14 protein-coding genes and 1 tRNA gene are annotated in these 19,252 nt (G+C 33.0%); 10 read left to right on the top strand and 5 right to left on the bottom strand.

Annotated elements, in window-relative coordinates:
- Window positions 1-21: 21 nt before the first annotated feature.
- Together EI427_RS02130 and EI427_RS02125 are read right to left on the bottom strand one after the other, a co-directional pair.
- Window positions 22-2,454: an ABC transporter permease gene (locus EI427_RS02130; RefSeq protein ID WP_126611106.1), complete on the bottom strand. Its 2,433-nt coding sequence runs from the start codon at window positions 2,452-2,454 to the stop codon at window positions 22-24.
- Window positions 2,454-3,146, bottom strand: a complete 693-nt coding sequence (locus EI427_RS02125) for an ABC transporter ATP-binding protein (RefSeq protein WP_126611104.1) — start codon at window positions 3,144-3,146, stop codon at window positions 2,454-2,456. Before EI427_RS02125 ends, EI427_RS02130 begins: the two co-directional genes overlap by 1 nt.
- A 256-nt stretch (window positions 3,147-3,402) precedes the next feature.
- Between EI427_RS02125 and EI427_RS02120 the strand changes: the two genes are divergently transcribed.
- Window positions 3,403-3,639 carry a hypothetical protein gene (locus EI427_RS02120; RefSeq protein WP_126611102.1) on the top strand — a complete coding sequence of 79 codons (237 nt, stop codon included), beginning with the start codon at window positions 3,403-3,405 and terminating at the stop codon, window positions 3,637-3,639.
- 48 nt (window positions 3,640-3,687) lie between these two features.
- Here EI427_RS02120 and EI427_RS02115 read toward each other — a convergent pair whose 3' ends face one another.
- Entirely contained in the window at window positions 3,688-4,503 is an 816-nt protein-coding gene (locus EI427_RS02115) for a hypothetical protein (protein WP_126611100.1), read from the bottom strand.
- A 302-nt stretch (window positions 4,504-4,805) separates the two neighbouring features.
- Between EI427_RS02115 and EI427_RS02110 the strand changes: the two genes are divergently transcribed.
- The 5 genes from EI427_RS02110 to EI427_RS02090 all read left to right on the top strand — a co-directional run bounded on the left by EI427_RS02110 (window position 4,806) and on the right by EI427_RS02090 (window position 12,816).
- Window positions 4,806-7,190, top strand: coding sequence for a type IA DNA topoisomerase (locus EI427_RS02110; RefSeq protein WP_126611098.1), 2,385 nt, complete (start codon window positions 4,806-4,808; stop codon window positions 7,188-7,190).
- A gap of 329 nt (window positions 7,191-7,519) precedes the next feature.
- The gene (locus EI427_RS02105; RefSeq protein WP_240655342.1) at window positions 7,520-8,824 is read left to right on the top strand and encodes an ammonium transporter; all 1,305 of its coding nucleotides are present in this window, start codon (window positions 7,520-7,522) and stop codon (window positions 8,822-8,824) included.
- 174 nt (window positions 8,825-8,998) lie between these two features.
- On the top strand, window positions 8,999-10,120 hold the full coding sequence (locus EI427_RS02100) for an outer membrane beta-barrel protein (protein ID WP_126611096.1): 1,122 nt from the start codon (window positions 8,999-9,001) through the stop codon (window positions 10,118-10,120).
- 298 nt (window positions 10,121-10,418) lie between these two features.
- Complete coding sequence (locus tag EI427_RS02095; RefSeq protein ID WP_126611094.1) at window positions 10,419-12,569, top strand: glutamine synthetase III family protein; 2,151 nt, start codon at window positions 10,419-10,421, stop codon at window positions 12,567-12,569.
- 173 nt (window positions 12,570-12,742) lie between these two features.
- Window positions 12,743-12,816: transfer RNA gene (locus EI427_RS02090), tRNA-His, on the top strand.
- Window positions 12,817-12,870: 54 nt separating this feature from the next.
- Here the strand turns inward: EI427_RS02090 and EI427_RS02085 are convergent.
- The gene (locus tag EI427_RS02085; protein WP_126611092.1) at window positions 12,871-13,791 is read right to left on the bottom strand and encodes an alpha/beta fold hydrolase; all 921 of its coding nucleotides are present in this window, start codon (window positions 13,789-13,791) and stop codon (window positions 12,871-12,873) included.
- A gap of 160 nt (window positions 13,792-13,951) precedes the next feature.
- Here EI427_RS02085 and EI427_RS02080 point away from each other — a divergent pair, with 160 nt between their 5' ends.
- Both EI427_RS02080 and feoB read left to right on the top strand, forming a co-directional pair.
- Window positions 13,952-14,203, top strand: coding sequence for a FeoA family protein (locus EI427_RS02080; protein WP_126611090.1), 252 nt, complete (start codon window positions 13,952-13,954; stop codon window positions 14,201-14,203).
- A 1-nt stretch (window position 14,204) separates the two neighbouring features.
- The gene (feoB, locus tag EI427_RS02075; protein WP_126611088.1) at window positions 14,205-16,328 is read left to right on the top strand and encodes a ferrous iron transport protein B; all 2,124 of its coding nucleotides are present in this window, start codon (window positions 14,205-14,207) and stop codon (window positions 16,326-16,328) included.
- A gap of 81 nt (window positions 16,329-16,409) precedes the next feature.
- On the opposite strand, the gene EI427_RS02070 is transcribed toward feoB, so the two are convergent.
- Window positions 16,410-16,868, bottom strand: coding sequence for a DM13 domain-containing protein (locus EI427_RS02070; RefSeq protein WP_126611086.1), 459 nt, complete (start codon window positions 16,866-16,868; stop codon window positions 16,410-16,412).
- A gap of 67 nt (window positions 16,869-16,935) precedes the next feature.
- Between EI427_RS02070 and EI427_RS02065 the strand changes: the two genes are divergently transcribed.
- Window positions 16,936-17,730, top strand: a complete 795-nt coding sequence (locus EI427_RS02065; protein WP_126611084.1) for a PhzF family phenazine biosynthesis protein — start codon at window positions 16,936-16,938, stop codon at window positions 17,728-17,730.
- A gap of 117 nt (window positions 17,731-17,847) precedes the next feature.
- A complete protein-coding gene (hemN, locus tag EI427_RS02060; protein WP_126611082.1) occupies window positions 17,848-19,212 on the top strand; it encodes an oxygen-independent coproporphyrinogen III oxidase in 1,365 nt (454 codons plus the stop codon).
- Window positions 19,213-19,252 lie beyond the last annotated feature (40 nt).

Raw genomic sequence — 19,252 nt, 5'->3', positions numbered from 1 at the left:
TAATATACTTCAAACCTCCTATTATCTATTTGCTTTTAAATCTTCTACAGGATTTTTAAAAGCAGCTTTTACAACGTGGTAACTAACAGTAATTAAAGTTAATAATAAAGTTACTCCACCACTAAATATATAAACTCCAATACCTATAGTAATTGTTTTAGGAAAATTTTCTAACCACAAACGCATTCCTAAATAAGATATTGGCCAGGCAATTAAGCATGCACTACCTATTAGAATAAAAAACTCTTTAGAAATAAAAAGCATTGCTTCTAAATTTTCCATACCAAGCGCTTTTCGTATGGCTATTTCTTTGTTTTTTTGAACAGTAATAAAAGATGCTAACCCAAATAATCCAAGGTTTGCAATAATCACCCCAATGATTGAAAAGATTAAAGAAACCTTTGCTAAACGTTCTTCCTTTTTATAAGAAGCTTCTACTTTAGTTTGTAAAAAGAAGGAGTCCATTAGTCTATAAGGAATTATTTTTGTCCACTTCGCTACCATAAAAGGTTTTACTTGTTCCCAAGATTTATCACCCCTTAACCGTATAGCCATGTATTTTGTAAGATAACTTCTTGCAGACTCCCAATTATTGACATCAATAATAAATGGACCTATTTCTTTGTGTATTGGTTCATAATGGAAGTCTTTTAAAACGCCAATTATCTGTTCTTTCCCCTTTTCACTATAAATTCCTAAGCCAATGGCATCTTTTGGATTATCAATTCCTAGATGTTTTACCATAGCTTCATTTACAAGAATTTCATGAATACTTGCTTTATTTTCTTCAGAAAAGTGATGTCCTGCTACTAATTTTAAGTTAAATACACTTTCAAAATCATCTCTTACCTTTAACGCAGAATAAAACGTTGATGATGTTCTTACTTCCCCTTTGTTTATAGAGAAAGGATAATTTTGAACCCAGACACCTAAAACCTCATCAATACCAGTTACAGATTCTACTCCATCTACTTCTAAAAACTGTTCTTTTAATTGATCAAATTTAAAGGGAGAATACTTTACCTCACCCAAAGGAATAATCACTATATTTTCTGTATCGAAACCTAGGTAAGTTTTCTTCATTAAGTTAAGCTGTTCCTTAGAAACATACGTACTAAATAAAAGAAAAATTGCGATAACAAATTGTACTATCACACTCCATTTCCTAAATCTTTTTTGTTTGCTACCCATTGTTCTTGTTACATTCAGTCCTTCTAAAGGACGAACACCAGATAGGTAATACATTGGATAAAAACTAGCTAATGCGCCAACAAAAACACCGCTTCCTCCTACAAAAAACATTAAAGATTGGTTTTCTAAATCTCTAAATAATAGCTTTTCATCTCCTAATATCTGATAGATATATGGAAAAAGTAATTCCATAAAAATTAATGCTCCAAACATGGAACAAATACTCAAAATACCAGCCTCTATTAAAAACTGAACAATAAGTTCACTTTGGTCTGCCCCTATTGCTTTTCTAATACCGACTTCCCTAATTCTAGTAGAATACCTTACTGCTGATAAGTTCATGAAATTGATGGCTGCAATAATCAAAACCATCAATGCAATAGCAGAGAAAATATAGATATACATATAATCTCCATTTGGAGACATCTCAAAATCTAAATCAGAATAAAGGTGTATTTCTCTAATTGGCTGTAAATACAACTGTACATAATCTCTAATAAATTCTGGGAATTTACTTCCATCTTGAAATAAAATTTCAAAATCTGCTTCTAATTCTTCTGGTTTAACACCCTCCTTTAATAAGATATAAGTCCAACAAGGGTTCCATACCCATAGGTTGTTTTGTAATATATCTTTATTTGTAATAGATAAGGTTGAAAATGATATGAGCTGATCAAAATTAAGATGAGTTGGTAGGTTTGTTTTATCAATTACTCCTGTAACAGTAAGATAATATTTATTCTCATATAGTACTTTTTTACCTAATGGATTTTCATTTCCAAAATACTTTTGAGCAATTTTAGTTGTAATTACTATTGATTGAGGTTCGGATAAAGCTGTTCTTTTATTTCCTAAAATCAATGGAAAATCAAATACTTTAAAGAAATCTGAATCTGTAAAATATAAATTCTTTTCGTTGTATTGCTTACCATTAGCAAACAACATATGAGAGTAAGCCTGATCGTTAAAAAAACGAACGCTCCTTTCTATATAATTAGGATAAAGGTCTTTAATTGTTGGTCCAAGAGGAATTGGTACACTTGCAGAACGCTCTCCGATATCTTGAGAATCAATTACCTCAACAACACGATACGTTCTTTTGGGGTCTACATGAAAGTCATCATAAGACAATTCATTTTTTACAATCAGAAATAATAACGTAAAGAAAGCAATGCCCATCGACATTCCAAGAACATTAACGAGTGAATATAAACCATGTTTTTTCAGGTTTCGGATTCCTATAATGATGTAATTTCTTAACACTATTTTCCTTTGTGTAAATTTTCGGTAACTATTTGTCCATCAAAAAGATTGATTATTCTACTGGCATAATCAGATGCTGCAGTAGAATGAGTAACCATTAAAATTGTGGTACCCAGTTCATTTAATGATGTAAGTATATCCATTACTTCCCTACCTCTTTCAGAATCTAAGTTACCCGTCGGTTCATCTGCTAAAATAAGTCTTGGTCTTGAAACAACAGCTCTAGCAACTGCTACACGTTGTTGTAACCCTCCTGATATTTGAGATGGAAACGCTTTTTTCTTATGAGAGAGTTGTAACCTATCCATAATTTTTTCAACACGAAACTTTCTTTCATTCGGAGAAACGTGCTGATAGATCAATGGCAATTCAATATTTTCGAATACAGTAAGATCATCAATCAGATTAAAACTTTGAAAAACAAAGCCAATATTTTCTCTTCTAAGTTGAGCTCTTTTCTTTGATGACAATTTATGTACTGATTCTTTCTGGAATACAACTTCTCCATTAGAAGGAATATCCAATAAACCCGCAATGTTAAGTAACGTCGATTTCCCACACCCTGAAGGACCCATAATACACACAAATTCACCCTCATGTATATTTAAAGATACATGATTAAGTGCTAGTGTTTCACTATCATCATTATGGTAAGACTTATTTATATTTTTTAATTGAATTAACGGTTCCATTATATGTGTTATGGTTATCTACCAATAAACTGCAACAACCATTCATTTTTTCTTGATTTAATCAAAATCAACCTATTAACAGTAATTTAACCTAAATAAGATGTTCGTTAATGAACTCACCGTTCATACATATATACTGTATTAAACCGTTATTCTCTTTTATTCTTTTAAGTTAGATGAACATAAATTGAAAAATGTTTCTTATCTATATATATAAGAAAATTCCTATAACCCAATTTTAATTAACCACCCTAATATGTTGACTTTTAAATTACTTATAGAAAACCAGAAGCAAGTCTATCAAATCATCGAAAAATACAATTTTAGAGTAATTGACTACAGACCGCATTATGAGATTGAGTTCTTTGCAAAAAGTTATCAGGATTTTAACAAGACCTACTTTGATATAACAAATCAATTGCAAAAAATGAATATTAATTATATTCTTTCAGATCATTTGTTTGTTCCTAATCCAAATAAAAAAGGAGCTTAGTATTTTTACTAAACTCCTCATGTTAAATTAAGCTCCTATTTGGGGCTTTTATTTTATAACAGACATATCCGTACATTCGTTTTTGTACAAATACTTTAATATAATAAGTATTGCATCATCTTGATCTTTAGACGATTCTAATTTCTCCACTCTTTTTAAATCAGAATCTACTGTCCAAATATCTTTTTTATCTGCCCATTCAAAGATTACACCTTGAACACTAAAATAAGATTTACCACCAATTATTCTTTGGTACACATTATTTAATCTATTCTCAAATCTATCTCCTTTTGGAGCACCTACTTTAGCAATTACACTACCTGTATTTGCATTTTTGTAAATCTCGCAGTAACAAACACCTTGGAATTTCTGAACTTCAATATCAATAATATTTAATTCCAGAACATACCATTTGCCTTTTTTCTTTACAAAAATTGCATTGATTGATTCAAAACCTTTTGAGAGAACTTTACTAGATGTTCTGTTGATTAATTCGTAATCTAAATCAAAATCTACAACTGCTGTTTTACCTTGAACTCTTGTAGATTTAATATTTACTTTAGACTCTCTTTGAACATTTTGATTGTACTGATTGATAAATAAGGCTCTGTAATCACCTTTTCTCATCATGTTACGCTTTCTAGTACCATCCACTTCTATTCTTGTAACATTAATTATTACATCTGCACGGTAGTTGTTCATCATTTCTTCAATTCCATGCTCTGTTAAAGAGGTAGAATTAACTTTAACCGTATTCTTGATTAAATCTTCTAACTGTTTTTTATCATTATCCTTCTGAGCAAATGATAGACTTGTAGTAAATACAAATAGTAGAAGAAGAGAAATATTCTTTAAGTAACTCATAGTAATTGTTTTTTATTTGAACGATTGATTAATTAACGAATGTATTATAAATAAAGTTGCTTCAACAAATAATTAATTTAAACAGTAAAATAGTGAACATTACATTATATTTAACCCAAAAATACATAAACATCTAATAATAAGAATATTATACATTCAGGGTTATTAAAAATAATAGAAAGCTCAAGTTATTTAATGATTGAATAAAATTATTTAAAAGATTTCAGTTATCAAATATAGAGAAATAGCTGATTTTTTAGAACTTTAAATATTCTATTATTACCAAAGTGATTCATTAGTATATGAAAGTCTGTATTGCCGAGAAACCTAGTGTAGGTAGAGAAATAGCAAAAATATTAGGTGCCAATCAAAAAAAGAATGGCTACTACGAAGGAAATGGTTATCAGATTACATGGACCTTTGGTCATTTATGTACCTTGAAAGAGCCTCATGATTATGATCCATCACTTAAAAGATGGGATTTAGTTACCCTCCCCATTGTACCAATTAAATTTGCTATTAAGCTAATTAATAATAGTGGTTCTAAAGAACAGTTTAAAGTTATTGAAAGCCTAGTAAAAAATGCTACAGAAGTAATAAACTGTGGTGATGCTGGCCAAGAAGGAGAATTAATACAACGTTGGGTCTTACACCAAGCTAAATGTAATGTTCCTGTTAAACGCCTTTGGATTTCTTCGTTAACTGAAGAAGCAATTAGAAATGGTTTCAATAATTTACAAAGTGAAAATGAGTTTGACTTATTATATGCCGCTGGTAGTGCTCGTGCAATTGGTGACTGGTTATTAGGTATAAATGCAACTAGATTATACACTATCAAATTTGGTGGTTACAAACAACTTCTTTCTATCGGTAGAGTTCAGACGCCTACACTTGCTTTAATTGCAAATAGGTATTTAGAAATTGAAAATTTTAAGAGTGAAAAATATTGGGAGTTAAAGACTAAGTATAGAAATGTCAACTTTAACGCTACTAAAGGTAAGTATCAAAAAGAAGAAGATATTAAGACTGATATTGAATTAATAAAGGATAAACCTTTTGAAATTGTTTCTTTTAAAAGAAAGGAAGGAATAGAAACTTCTCCTTATCTATTTGATTTAACCTCTTTGCAAGTAGAATGTAATAAGAAATTCAGTTTTTCTGCCGAACAAACATTAAAATTAGCCCAAAGCCTTTACGAAAAGAAATTTCTGACTTACCCTCGTGTAGATACTACTTATTTACCAAATAATTTATACCCAGAGGTAGGACCTACATTAAAGGCTCTCGCTAAGTATTCAAACGAAACTGCTCCACTCTTTGGTAAACCTTTCAAAAAATCTAAAAAGGTTTTTAATGATCAGAAGGTAACAGATCACCATGCTATTATTCCTACTAAAATAACAGCAAGAGGCTTGACTCAATCTGAAGCTGTTGTTTATGATTTAGTGGCTCTACGTTTTATAGCAGCTTTTTATCCAGAGTGTAAAGTAGCCAAAACGGAAGTACTTGGTAAAGTAGCATCTGTTGATTTTAAAGCAAATGGTAGAGAAGTTCTAGATCCAGGGTGGCGTGTTTTATTTAAAAAAGACGAAGAAGAAGAAAAAAACAGGAAAAAGAAAAAAGGAGAAGAGGAAGAACAAACATTACCAACGTTCAAACAAGGAGAAACGGGAGAACACACTCCATCTATCTTTAATAAAGAAACAAAACCTCCAAAGCTATATTCTGAGGCAACTCTACTAAGAGCAATGGAAACTGCTGGTAAAAATATAGATGACGAGGAAGTACGTAAAGCAATGAAAGAAAATGGTATTGGTAGACCTTCTACAAGGGCAAATATCATTGAAACTTTATTTAGACGTAAATACATAGAGAAGCAAAGAAAGAATTTAGTACCTACTCAGGCAGGGTTAAGCTTAGTGGCTACAATTCAAAATGATTTACTCAAGTCTGCAGAACTGACAGGAATTTGGGAAAAGAAGCTCCGCCAAATAGAAGATGGAGATTATGATATCAACCTTTTTATGAATGAGATAAAAGAGATGGTAACAGACGTTGTACAGAATGTAAAATCTATAAGGTCAAACTTTAAAATTGAAACACCGACAAAATCTTTAAAGGTAACTCCAACAAAAAAAACTACTTCTAAACCTAAAGAGCAGGCTTTAACATGTCCAAAATGTAAAAAGCATGATGTGGTAAAAGGTAACAATGCCTATGGCTGCTTAGGTTGGAAGGATAAAAGCTGTGACTTTTTGATAAAATTTGATTTTGAGGGTAAAAAATTAACTGATAAACAAATTCAATCATTGATTATAAAAGGTAGAACTCCTGAAATAAAAGGGTTCAAAATTAATGGTGTTGCTAAAAAAGGAGTATTAATTCTTAATGAATCATCAAAAATCACCTTTAATGAGCTAGAAGAACAGCCATTAATGTGTCCAAAATGTCAAAAAGGTCAAATTTTAGAAGGTAAAACTGCTTTTGGGTGCGGAAATTGGAAAAATGGGTGTGATTTTAAGGTCCCTTTTGAAGTTTTTGGTAAAAAAATCACAAAAACGCAGTTAAAATCACTCATTCAGAAAGGAACTACCCCTAAAATGAAGGGTTTTACATCAAAAACTACCGATTTTACAGAAGGCAGGCTAAAATTGAACCCAGACTTCTCAATTTCAATAATAAATTAAAATGAAAGGGTGAATTTCAAACCCAAAAACAATATTTTTTTATTTTTTCATTACATAATCCATAAAAAAACACCCTGTTTTTTAAAAATTATCTATTTTTTAAGGTAAATAGGGTTATTTTTCATGTTAAGATTTGCAAATGCAAGATTAGAGCCATAGAATTGTATCAGAAATCAAGGGAAACAAACTTTAAGAAGCTTCTTAAACACTGTCTACCTTAATAGATGTGAGTGATCCGTTTAACATCGGTCCAAAAGATCTTCGTTAAACGGATATATCACACATAACTAGAAATTTTGACACTATCTATAATTTAATTTTCAACTGCAATGTTCTTCTCATCTATTCACCTAATCGCCGATGCTACATTGGCAACTACAGAAGCAGTGACACAAGCTGTTACTGCACAACAACTTCAAACAATTAGTCTAACAACAAACAACGTTTGGATGCTAGTATGTACAATGCTAGTTTTTATTATGGCACTTGGTTTTGCATGTGTTGAAGCGGGTTTCACCCAAGCTAAAAACACTGTAAACATCTTATTTAAAAACTCTGTTGATTTAAGTGTAGGAATTATTTCTTATGCATGGTTTGGTTTCAACCTTATGTACCCAGGAGAGTTTAATGGTATTTTCGGATTCTCAGGTTGGGGTATCTCTTTACCTTCAGATTATACATCACTAGGTTATGCAGGTGGTGCTTATACATACTGGACTGACTTCTTATTCCAAGCAATGTTTGCAGCAACATGTGCAACAATTGTTTCTGGAGCAGTTGCAGAAAGAATTAAAATCACATCTTATTTCATCTTCACTTTCTTCCTTGTTGGCTTCATTTATCCTGTATTAGGATCATGGCACTGGGGTGGCGGATGGTTATCTCAAATGGGATTCTATGACTTCGCTGGTTCAACTGTAGTTCACTCAGTAGGTGGATGGGCAGCTTTAGCAGGTATTATTGTAATCGGACCACGTATTGGTAAATATGTTAACGGTAAAGTAATTGACAAGCCAGGTTCTTCAGTTCCTTTAGCTGTAATTGGTGTATTCTTATTATGGTTCGGATGGTTCGGATTTAACGGTGGATCGGTATTATCAGCAGATGCGGAATCTATCTCATTAGTATTAGTTACTACAACTTTAGCAGCAGCAGCAGGTGCAATCGGCGGATGGGTCGGTGGATATATCTTGTTTAAACGTTACGATTTAGGAATGGTATTAAACGGTATCCTTGCAGGTTTAGTAGGTATTACAGCAGGTGCAGATAAAATGTCGCCTAACGAAGCAATAATCATTGGTCTTTTCTGTGGTGTAATTGTAGTATTCTCTGCAGTAACAATGGATAAATTCAAATTGGATGATTGTGTAGGAGCTGTTTCAGTTCACTTAACATGTGGTATCGTTGGTACTCTTGCAATTGGCGTATTTGGTGAGCTAGCTAGCTGGTCACAATTTGTAACACAATTAACAGGTGTTGCAGCATATGGTGCAGTTGCTTTCTCTTCTTCACTTGCAATTTTCTATGCTTTAAAATTCACAGTTGGTGTAAGAGTTTCTGAAGAACACGAAACAGAAGGACTTGACAGTCATGAGCACGGTATCCGTGGTTATACTATCACTTACGATAACTAAAAAATATTAGGGAGAGTTTAACAACTCTCCCTTTAAATAAAAGCCAGCTTAATAGCTTTAATATTTAGCAAACAATTATCATTTCTTCAAAACTATCGCTAGAAGAAATTATTTCAACTAAGTACTTCATGTGTGCGAAGTAGTATTAATTATTCACCTCTATAATTTTCTAAAATGAAAACTAAATTTTTCTCTTTCATTGCACCTTTAATGGTTGCAGGTTCAATGGTATTCGCTCAAGATTCAGCAGAAACTACAGAAGTAGTAATTGCAGAAGAAACTGTTGAAACAACAGAAGAAGAAGTAACAGAATCAAACAAACTTGCAATATCAGGTTCAGTAGATTTATATTATAACTATGATTTTTCAGGGCAAGACGTTCCTAACATCGGAACTTCTTTCAACGATACACAAAATTCTATTGCTTTAGGTATGGCTAATGTGATCTTATCACAGTCATTAGGTAAAGCTTCTTTTGTAGCTGATTTATCTTTCGGTACTAGATCAAATAACTCTATTCCAGACGCACAATTCCATATTCAAAACTTATATGCATCTTACCAATTAACTGAAAAGTTATCGGCAACTGCAGGTTTTATGGGTACATATGTTGGTTATGAAATCATTTCTCCAACTGGTAACTTTAACTATTCTACTTCTTATTTATTCTCAAACGGTCCTTTCCAAAATGCTGGTCTTAAACTAGATTATACGGTTTCTGATAAATTTGCATTTATGGTAGGTGTATTTACTAATGAGTGGGATACATATTCAGCTGCTCCTAACTTAGGTATGAGTGGTTTAGGTGCTCAAATTTACTATGCTCCTGTTGAAGGTCTTGATTTATACTTAAACGGTTTCAATTCTTCTACAAGAACAGTTGTTGATTTAACTGCTGGTTACCAAGCATCTGACGCATTGTATATTGGTTTAAATGCTGCATGGGCAGATAAGAAAGATGCTTTAAGTGATGAAAGTAATAACTACAAAGCAGACCAATTATACACTGGTGTTGCTACATATTTACAATATGGTTTTTCAGAGACATTTGCTTTAGGTCTTCGTTATGAATACTTTAAAAATAATGAAAAATCTTATGCTGCTGACAACTCAGCAACAGACAATTTTACAGCAATAAACGCATTCACATTATCTGGTAACATTGCTTTAGGACCATTAATGGTAATTCCTGAATTAAGAATGGATACTTCGGATATGGATATCTTCTTAGACAGCGATGCAAAAGCTACTAGCTCTGCTACTCAAGGTACTTTAGCTGTAGTGTATGCATTCTAAGCTACACTAAAAAGACAACTATAGTACAAGTATATTAAGAGCCAATACAAATCTTGTATTGGCTCTTATCTTTAATAAAAAAGGGCTTTTTTTGAAAAAATCATTAATTTAAATCCATTTAGGTGAAAAATTACCCACAAAATGTGAAAATCCTTGATTTTTTTAAAAAACAGACTCATATTTACAGAGTAAACAAATTATAACAACTTCAGCTAACGAACAACTGTCTTATTTTGCTTATTAAAATGGGTATTTAAAACAGAGTTCTAGCTATCGTTTTTTTTAATCTCACATTACAATGACAAATCTTCGTTTTAACGCCGTAGAGGTCGCTTCAGCTAGAAGTGCGAAAACTGTAGAAACTCCATCAAACAGAATTTCTGATTATTTTGGAGAAGACTGTTTCGGTCTTCCACAAATGAAAGCTCATCTTGCTCCTGGTATCTACAAAAAAGTAGAATCAGCAGTAAAACATGGTACTAAGATTGATGAAGCTACTGCTGATGCAGTTGCAACATCTGTAGCTACTTGGGCAATTTCAAAAGGAGCAACTCACCACACTCACTGGTTCCAACCATTAACTGGGTCTTCTGCGGAGAAACATGATTCATTCTTCGATTACACTAAAGGAATTGAAACTTTTAAAGGATCTACTCTAGTTCAACAAGAGCCAGATGCTTCTTCTTTCCCTAACGGTGGTATTCGTGCTACTAACCAAGCTCGTGGTTATACAGGTTGGGATCCAAGTTCTCCAATCTTTATCGTAGACAAAACTTTATGTATCCCTACTGTATTCGTATCGTTTACAGGTGATACTTTAGATTATAAAACACCATTGTTAAAAGCTCAAGAAGCAATTAACAAAGCTACTATCGACGTATGTCAATACTTCGAAGAAGGTGTTACTAGTATTTCTGCTTCATTAGGTTGTGAGCAAGAATATTTCTTAGTAGACAAAGCATTTTATGTTGCACGTCCTGACCTTTACATCACTGGTCGTACGTTATTTGGTGCTAAGCCTCCACACGGTCAGCAATTAGACGATCATTACTTCGGTTCTATTGCTCCGCGTGTAAACGCATTTATGAAAGACTTCGAATACCAATCTCATAAATTGGGAATTCCTATTACTACTCGTCATAACGAAGTAGCACCAGGTCAATTCGAAGCTGCTCCTTTATATGAAGAAATCAACACTGGTGTTGATCATAACCTTCTTATGATGGACATTATGGAGAAAGTTGCAGGAGAGCATAACTTTGCTGTACTTCTTCACGAAAAGCCTTTCGCAGGATTAAACGGTTCAGGTAAACACAACAACTGGTCGTTAATTACAAACAAAGGACGTAACTTATTTGATCCAGAAGGTTCTCTATACTTCTTAACGTTCTTAGTGAACTCTGTAAAAGCAGTTCATAAGTATGCTGACTTACTACGTGCATCTATTGCATCAGCTGGTAACGATCACCGTTTAGGAGCAAACGAAGCACCTCCTGCAATCATGTCTGTATTCTTAGGTTCTTCTCTAACTGCATTTTTAGATGAAGTTGCTAAAACAGGTAAATTAGTATTTAACGAAGGTGATGATCAATATATTGAATTAGGTCTTGATAAGATTCCTGGTTTAAAATTAGATACTACGGACCGTAACCGTACTTCTCCTTTTGCATTCACTGGTAACAAGTTTGAATTCCGTGCTGTAGGTTCTACTCAGAACACTGCTACTCCAATGACGGTATTAAACTTAATTGTTGCAGAACAATTAACAAACTTCAAAGAGACTGTTGACGCTGCAATCGCTGGTGGTAAAGATAAAGAAGCTGCAATCAGAGACGTATTAGTACAATACATCAAAGAATCTGAAGCTATCCGTTTCGAAGGTGATGGTTATTCACAAGAATGGGTAGAAGAAGCTGCATCTAGAGGTCTTTCTAACGTTAAAGATACTCCTCGTGCTCTTGATTTCTTCATCTCTAAAGAGGCTAAAGAAATTTTTGCTAAGCAAGGTGTATTTACTGAAAGAGAAATTGAAGCTCGTCACGATGTTTGGTCTGAGATCTACTCAACTAAAATTGATATCGAGTCGAAAACAATGGAAGAAATTGTTTTAAACAAAGTGATTCCAGCTTCTGCTAACTATGTTTCTAGATTAACTGATTCTGCAGTGAAATTAAAAGACCTTGGTCTTGATGCTTCTACTGTAATCACTACGATTGAAGAAGTTACTGGTTTCATGAAAACAGCAAAAGAAGGTGTAGCTGCAATGGTATTAGAACGTGATAGAGTTCTTGCTATTGATGATACAAACGCTCAAGCTGTTGAATTCTGTGATAGCATCAAAGAAAAATACTTTGATACTATTCGTGCAGCAGTTGACCGTTTAGAGTTATTCGTTGATGATGCTGAATGGCCATTACCGAAATACTCTGAAATGTTATTATTAAAATAATAAGAAGAAATTCTTATAATGTGGGATGTTTATACAGCCTCATGGTTCTTACAGAATCATGAGGCCCCATTTTTCTCACTGAATATTAGCGGTTTAAAAATTAATTTCCTGTAAAACGAAATTAATGTTGGATTATCACAATTAATCCTACATATTTGCACCGCAATAAAATGGCGATCGTAGCTCAGTCGGTTAGAGCACTGGTTTGTGGTTCCAGGGGTCGTGGGTTCGATTCCCATCGTTCGCCCAAAATGCTTAAAACACTTCTAAGAAATTAGAAGTGTTTTTTTATTTCCTTTTTTTACTCACCTCTATTAATTAACCAATCCCTAATAATTGGGAAATGATCTCCTACAGCTTCTTTAGCGGTACATATATCAATATGATCATAATCTTTAGCGTGCCCTGTTTCCTTTGATAAATAAATAAATTTATCTTCTTTATTGCCCACCTCTTCCATTAAACGAAGTACATCCACTTTATGGCCTAAATAGAATTCCTTTTTGCCTGTAAGGTATAAAGTAGGTGGAATATGACTTACTTCTTTAAAAGCTTCTAAATAATTAAAGTTATCAGAAGGATCAATCCAATTATCTAAATCAAATACCCATTTTTTACAATCTTCATAAACACCTTTAGGTTCATTCTCTTGTCCTATTCCCATTCCTTTAGCAGGAAAATAACCTAAAACATTTGTTGTTACACCAACTACATACTTCCAAACAAAATCTACTTCAAATCTTTTCTTAAAGGTCTGAAGGGAAATACTCCTTTTGGTTGCAAAGAAACACATAGACGCAATATTTAATTCTGGATGACGGGCTAGATGTGCTAAAGTCCAAATACCACCCCATGAATGTGCAATAATATGAATTGATATATCTTCTGGATATTGATTTTTAATCTCATTAATTATTGCCGGTATTTCTTCTTCTATTGCATCTATTTGACGTGATTTACTTTTTCTTGATACAAGAGGTCTACTTTTACCCCTCCCTCGAAAATCGGGGACAAAAACATCAAAACCATGTGCTGCTAAATAGGGCGCTATACCTTTATCATTTAAAGAATAAAAAATTCGTCCTCCTTCTATGCTACCATGTACCATTAAAATAGCTTCCTTCGGGGTAGTAGATGTATATCTTTTTACATAAAGTTGATCTTCCCCTACTGTAATATATTTATCCTCTGATGTGAATTGTTTATCAATAGTAGTATTCATGGTGTTTATTTATAAGTGAGTAATCATTCAATTTATGCAAATTTTGATAAAAACTTAAATTTGATTCATTCTAAATAAGTAATAGTTATAAAAATTAATATTGGTGTATTACCTTTACTAATCAATAATCAGTCTAAATAAAACTCAGTAAAAAGAGTAGATGAATAATAAAACAAACATGATCAGTATTGATACTTTACCTATTGGTTCTATAGGAATCATTAAGGAGTTCCAAGATAAGATTGTTGGAAGTCGATTAATTGACCTCGGATTATTTCCTGGCAAAAAAATTAGGGTACTTCGTAAAGCACCTTTTGGAGGAGCATTATATATCAAATCTGATCAACAGGCTTTTGCTTTAGGGCTACATGAAGCTAAAACTGTTTTTGCAACTACTACTGAGGTACTTTAATATGAATACAGACAAACTTAGTGTTGCCTTATTAGGGAATCCCAATGTTGGCAAATCTTCTATATTTAATCAATTAACTGGGTTACGTCAAAAAGTTGGCAATTTCCCAGGTGTAACTGTTGATAAAAAAATTGGTACAACTCAATTATCTACAAATCAAAAAGCAACAGTTATTGATTTCCCTGGTACTTATAGCTTGTACCCTACATCATCTGACGAAAGAGTAGTTCTAAATACATTCGCCAATCCATCATCAGAAGATTATCCTGATGCTATTATATATATTGCTGATGTTACAAATCTAGAACGCCATCTTTTATTGCTCACTCAAGTAAAAGACTTAAATATCCCTACGGTATTAGGTTTAAATATGAGTGATATTGCAGAAAAAAAAGGACTTGTTACTGATATAGATAAATTATCAAAGGCTTTAAAATTACCGGTCTGCATAGTTAATGGCCGAAGTGGAGAAGGAATAGATGTTTTAAAAAGAGAAATTATTGATGTTATTGAGAAAAAAAATATCGATAGTATAAAAACCTACAATCCTAAGCAATCAGAGGTAGCCTGTATAGAGGAAATCAAACACCTTAATAAAACGTTATCAAACTATCAAGCTTCTTTATGGGCACACCACTCAGAAGACCTTCCATTTATTGATAAAGAATTGAAAGCCTCTGTTAAAAGTATCATCTCTAAAAATGATTATGCAGATATGCGTTTTCAAATTGATGAAACTTTACAACGCTTCAATTTTATTACTCCATTAATTCAAACTACAGTTAAAGAAACTCTTCCTAGAGAGAAAAGTAGTTTAACAGACAAAATTGATGCAATTGTAACACATAAATTCTTCGGGCCTGTACTGTTCGTTATACTTTTACTTCTTGTTTTTCAGTCAATATTTTCTTGGGCATCTGGTCCTATGGATTTAATTGATGAAGGAATGGCAAGTCTTGGAGAATTCCTACAAGGGGTACTTCCTAGTGGATGGTTAACTGACCTCCTCTTAGATGGCGTAATAGCAGGTTTAGGTGGCGTACTGGTCTTTGTACCACAAATTACAATATTATTCTTCTTGATTTCCATGATGGAAGAGTCTGGCTATATGTCACGAGCTGTTTATATGTTTGATCGTCTTATGATGAAATTTGGTATGAGCGGTCGAAGTATTATTTCTTTAATATCTGGAGGAGCTTGTGCTATCCCTGCTGTTATGGCTACCCGTTCAATTAGTAATTGGAAAGAACGAATGATTACAATAATGGTCACTCCATTAATTTCTTGTTCTGCTCGTATTCCTGTATATGCTATTTTAGTTGCTTTTGCAGTACCAGATCAAACTGTTTGGGGTATATTTAATCTCCAAGGCTTAACTTTTATGGGGTTATACCTTTTAGGAGTAATTGCAACATTACTTGCTGGAATGGTTTTTAAAATGATATTAAAAGCCGATGCACCTACTTTTTTAGCCATGGAATTACCTTCTTACAAAATGCCACATTGGAAAAATGTAGCTTTAACTGTAGGAGAAAAAGTAAACACATTTATTACTGAAGCTGGTAAAGTAATTATTATCGTTTCTATTGCACTTTGGGCTTTAGCAACTTATGGACCAGGTGATAATATTGAAAAAGCAGCAACCATAGCACAACAAGAGGCTGTGAGTCTTAATTTAAACGATACACAAACAAATGATCTAATTGCATCTAAGAAATTAGAAGCAAGCTATGTTGGAATATTAGGTAAGGGTATTGAACCAGTTTTTAGACCATTAGGGTTTGATTGGAAAATAAGTATTGCTTTAGTTACCTCATTTGCTGCAAGAGAAGTCTTTGTTGGAACCATGGCAACAATTTATAGTGTTGGGTCTGCCGAAGATGAAATAACACCTCTTCGTAAGCAATTAGCAGCTTCTGTTAATCCAATAACGGGAGAGCATGAATTTAATAGAGCTACAGCCTTCTCGTTAATGGTATTCTATGTTTTTGCAATGCAATGTATGTCTACTCTAGCGGTTGTAAAAAGAGAAACCAAAAGTTGGAAGTGGCCTGCTATTCAATTTGCTTACATGAGTGCATTAGCATACATAGGAAGTTTTATTACTTATCATATATTCTTATAAACACAGTTATTTTTATAAACAAAGAGCCCTTTTTCTTTCATTAGAAAAAGGGCTCTTTGTTTATGTACGTTATGTGTAAAACTATTCCATTACTGCATGTCCAAAAAGAACGCTATACTGTTTACACCAAATAAGTAGATATTTATTTTTAGAAAAATCTATCCCTTCTGGTAACGTATATGTTTGTGTTCCTGATACTGCCTGCAAACGACCTAAATCAATAAAACCGTCTCCATTTGTACCCTGCGCTAAATAAACATATAAATCTGGACCATTATCTGACATAAAATCAGTATTTAAGACTACAGATAACCCTTCGATTTTAGCTGAACCTGAGGTAGGGTGAGCTCCGTTTTCAAAATTCCCCATTAGATCGGCCATTGTCTCGTCTGCATCAGTGCTTGATGTATCAGAGTCTGAAGCCATTTCATCGTCAGCATCAGCATTTAATGTTGATAAATCTAACGGCTCAGGTTCTGGATTGTTATTACAGTTAGAAAATAAGAGACAAATAAGTAGAGAATAAGCTAATAATTTCATGTAGTTAATATTTTGTTATTATTTAGAGTATTGAAATATAACACATTATACTAAAGCAAAGCAAATTATGAACTTACCTATTTATCAGATAGATGCATTTACAACTGATGTATTTAAAGGAAACCCTGCCGCTGTTATTCCACTACAATCTTGGATAGATGAAGACATAATGCAATCTATTGCAATAGAAAACAACTTATCCGAAACTGTATTTTTCAAGAAAGAAAAAGAATATTATTCTATTAGGTGGTTTACACCTGAGACTGAAATACGCCTTTGTGGTCATGCTACTTTAGCTACTGCTCATTATTTATTTAAACATGAAAACCTTCCTTCTCATACTATAAAATTTCATTCTCACCTAAGTGGTGATTTGTCTGTGGAGAGAAGTGAAAATGGCTACACGTTAAATTTTCCAAGTCAAAAACCTGTAGATTTTGCTAAACCAAGTTATTTAGAAAATGCATTAGGTTGCCAAATCAATTACTGCTTAAAAAATGGAATGTTTATTCTTTGTGAAGTATCAAATGAAAAAACACTATTTGATCTAACTCCTGATTTTTCATTGATCAATAAAGAAAATCCTGAATTAGGAATAATAGTTACAGCACAAAGTAGCCAAGAAAATGTAGATTTTGTTTCTAGATTTTTTCATCCCGGAATTGGTATAAATGAAGACCCCGTAACAGGTTCTGCACACACTGTATTAATTCCGTATTGGAGTGATAAACTAAATTTAAAAAACCTAACTGCAAAACAAATTTCTAGAAGAGGAGGAACATTGTATTGTGAAGACAAAAATGAGCGTGTACTAATTACTGGTAATTGTAAAACGTATATGATTGGTGAAATAACTGTATAAAGAAAAATCTATAATTATTACACATTATTAAGTATTGATTTAAAGAGTGGTGATTATCAACATCAAATAGTTAATTAGAACAATTAACTTTGCAGTTCGAATTTCTCAGAAATTATCATGGAAAATAAATCACTCATCCGAAAATATAATGTTCCTGGGCCTAGATACACAAGTTATCCTACGGTACCGTATTGGGACAATGACCCTACTATTGATCAATGGGCAAAACATGTTGCTGATGCTTTCTCTACGAGTAATCAGAAAGATGGTATAAGTTTATATATTCACCTTCCTTACTGTGAAAAACTTTGTACATTCTGTGGATGTAACAAACGTATCACTATAAATCATGGAGTAGAAGATTCTTATATAACTGCACTATTAAAAGAATGGAAAATGTATATTTCTATTTTTGGCGATGAAAAGCCAAGAATTAAAGAAATACACTTAGGGGGTGGTACGCCAACATTCTTTAGTCCAGAAAATCTTCAGTTATTAATTAATGGTATTTTTGAAGATGCTGTAAAATGTGATGATGCAGAGTTAGGTTTTGAAGCAAACCCTGTAAACACAACTACAGAACATTTAAAAGCTTTATATGACGTTGGATTTACTCGTTTGAGTTTAGGTATTCAAGATTTTGATCCAGTTGTCCAGAAAGCTATCAATAGAGTACAATCTTATAAGCAAGTAGAAAGTGTTACCAATCAAGCTAGAGAAATTGGATATACTTCTGTAAACTTTGATTTAGTTTTTGGTTTACCTTTCCAGAAATTGGAATGCGTAAAAGATACAATCTCAAAATCTAATGCTTTAAGACCAGACCGTATTGCTTATTATAGCTATGCTCATGTACCTTGGACCGCTCCAGGGCAAAGAGGTTTCTCTGACGAAGATCTTCCTTCTAACGAAGAAAAAAGAGCTTTATATGAAGTCGGAAAAGAAATGTTTGAAGATGCTGGCTATGTAGAAATTGGTATGGATCACTTTGCTTTACCAACAGATGGTTTGGCAATTGCTGCAGACAATAAATCTTTACATAGAAACTTTATGGGCTATGCTCCAACTTATACGCAATTGATGGTAGGTTTAGGCTGTTCATCAATTTCTGATTCTTGGACAAGTTTTGCTCAAAATATTAAAAAGGTAGAAGAGTATAAAGCAACTGTAGAAGAAGGTAAATTACCTATTTTCCGTGGTCACATATTATCTGAGGAGGATTTAATGGTACGTCAACATATACTAGATGTAATGTGTCACTTTGAAACTACTTGGGATGAAGCTACTGCCAAATTACCTTTATTTAAAGCCTTACCCGAACGTTTAGCTGAAATGCAAAACGACGGATTGTTAGAACTTAAAGAAAGGTCTTTAACTGTTACAGAAAAAGGAAGACCTTTTGTTAGAAATATATGTATGACGTTAGATGCTAGAATGTTAGCAGATAAGCCTCAAGCAAGAATATTCTCGTCTACTATTTAACAACAAAATAATAGCTATTTTAGAACTCTAGTCTTCAATG

It is taken from the genome of Flammeovirga pectinis (assembly GCF_003970675.1).
Taxonomy (GTDB): Bacteria; Bacteroidota; Bacteroidia; order Cytophagales; family Flammeovirgaceae; genus Flammeovirga; species Flammeovirga pectinis.
This window is presented reverse-complemented; position numbering and strand designations above follow the sequence as displayed.

Coding starts and splice junctions, on each gene's coding strand:
- EI427_RS02125 (WP_126611104.1), bottom strand. CDS start 3,146: ATGGAACCGTTAATTCAATTAAAAAATATAAATAAGTCTTACCATAAT.
- EI427_RS02120 (WP_126611102.1), top strand. CDS start 3,403: ATGTTGACTTTTAAATTACTTATAGAAAACCAGAAGCAAGTCTATCAA.
- EI427_RS02115 (WP_126611100.1), bottom strand. CDS start 4,503: ATGAGTTACTTAAAGAATATTTCTCTTCTTCTACTATTTGTATTTACT.
- EI427_RS02110 (WP_126611098.1), top strand. CDS start 4,806: ATGAAAGTCTGTATTGCCGAGAAACCTAGTGTAGGTAGAGAAATAGCA.
- EI427_RS02105 (WP_240655342.1), top strand. CDS start 7,520: ATGTTCTTCTCATCTATTCACCTAATCGCCGATGCTACATTGGCAACT.
- EI427_RS02100 (WP_126611096.1), top strand. CDS start 8,999: ATGAAAACTAAATTTTTCTCTTTCATTGCACCTTTAATGGTTGCAGGT.
- EI427_RS02095 (WP_126611094.1), top strand. CDS start 10,419: ATGACAAATCTTCGTTTTAACGCCGTAGAGGTCGCTTCAGCTAGAAGT.
- EI427_RS02085 (WP_126611092.1), bottom strand. CDS start 13,791: ATGAATACTACTATTGATAAACAATTCACATCAGAGGATAAATATATT.
- EI427_RS02080 (WP_126611090.1), top strand. CDS start 13,952: ATGAATAATAAAACAAACATGATCAGTATTGATACTTTACCTATTGGT.
- feoB (WP_126611088.1), top strand. CDS start 14,205: ATGAATACAGACAAACTTAGTGTTGCCTTATTAGGGAATCCCAATGTT.
- EI427_RS02070 (WP_126611086.1), bottom strand. CDS start 16,868: ATGAAATTATTAGCTTATTCTCTACTTATTTGTCTCTTATTTTCTAAC.
- EI427_RS02065 (WP_126611084.1), top strand. CDS start 16,936: ATGAACTTACCTATTTATCAGATAGATGCATTTACAACTGATGTATTT.
- hemN (WP_126611082.1), top strand. CDS start 17,848: ATGGAAAATAAATCACTCATCCGAAAATATAATGTTCCTGGGCCTAGA.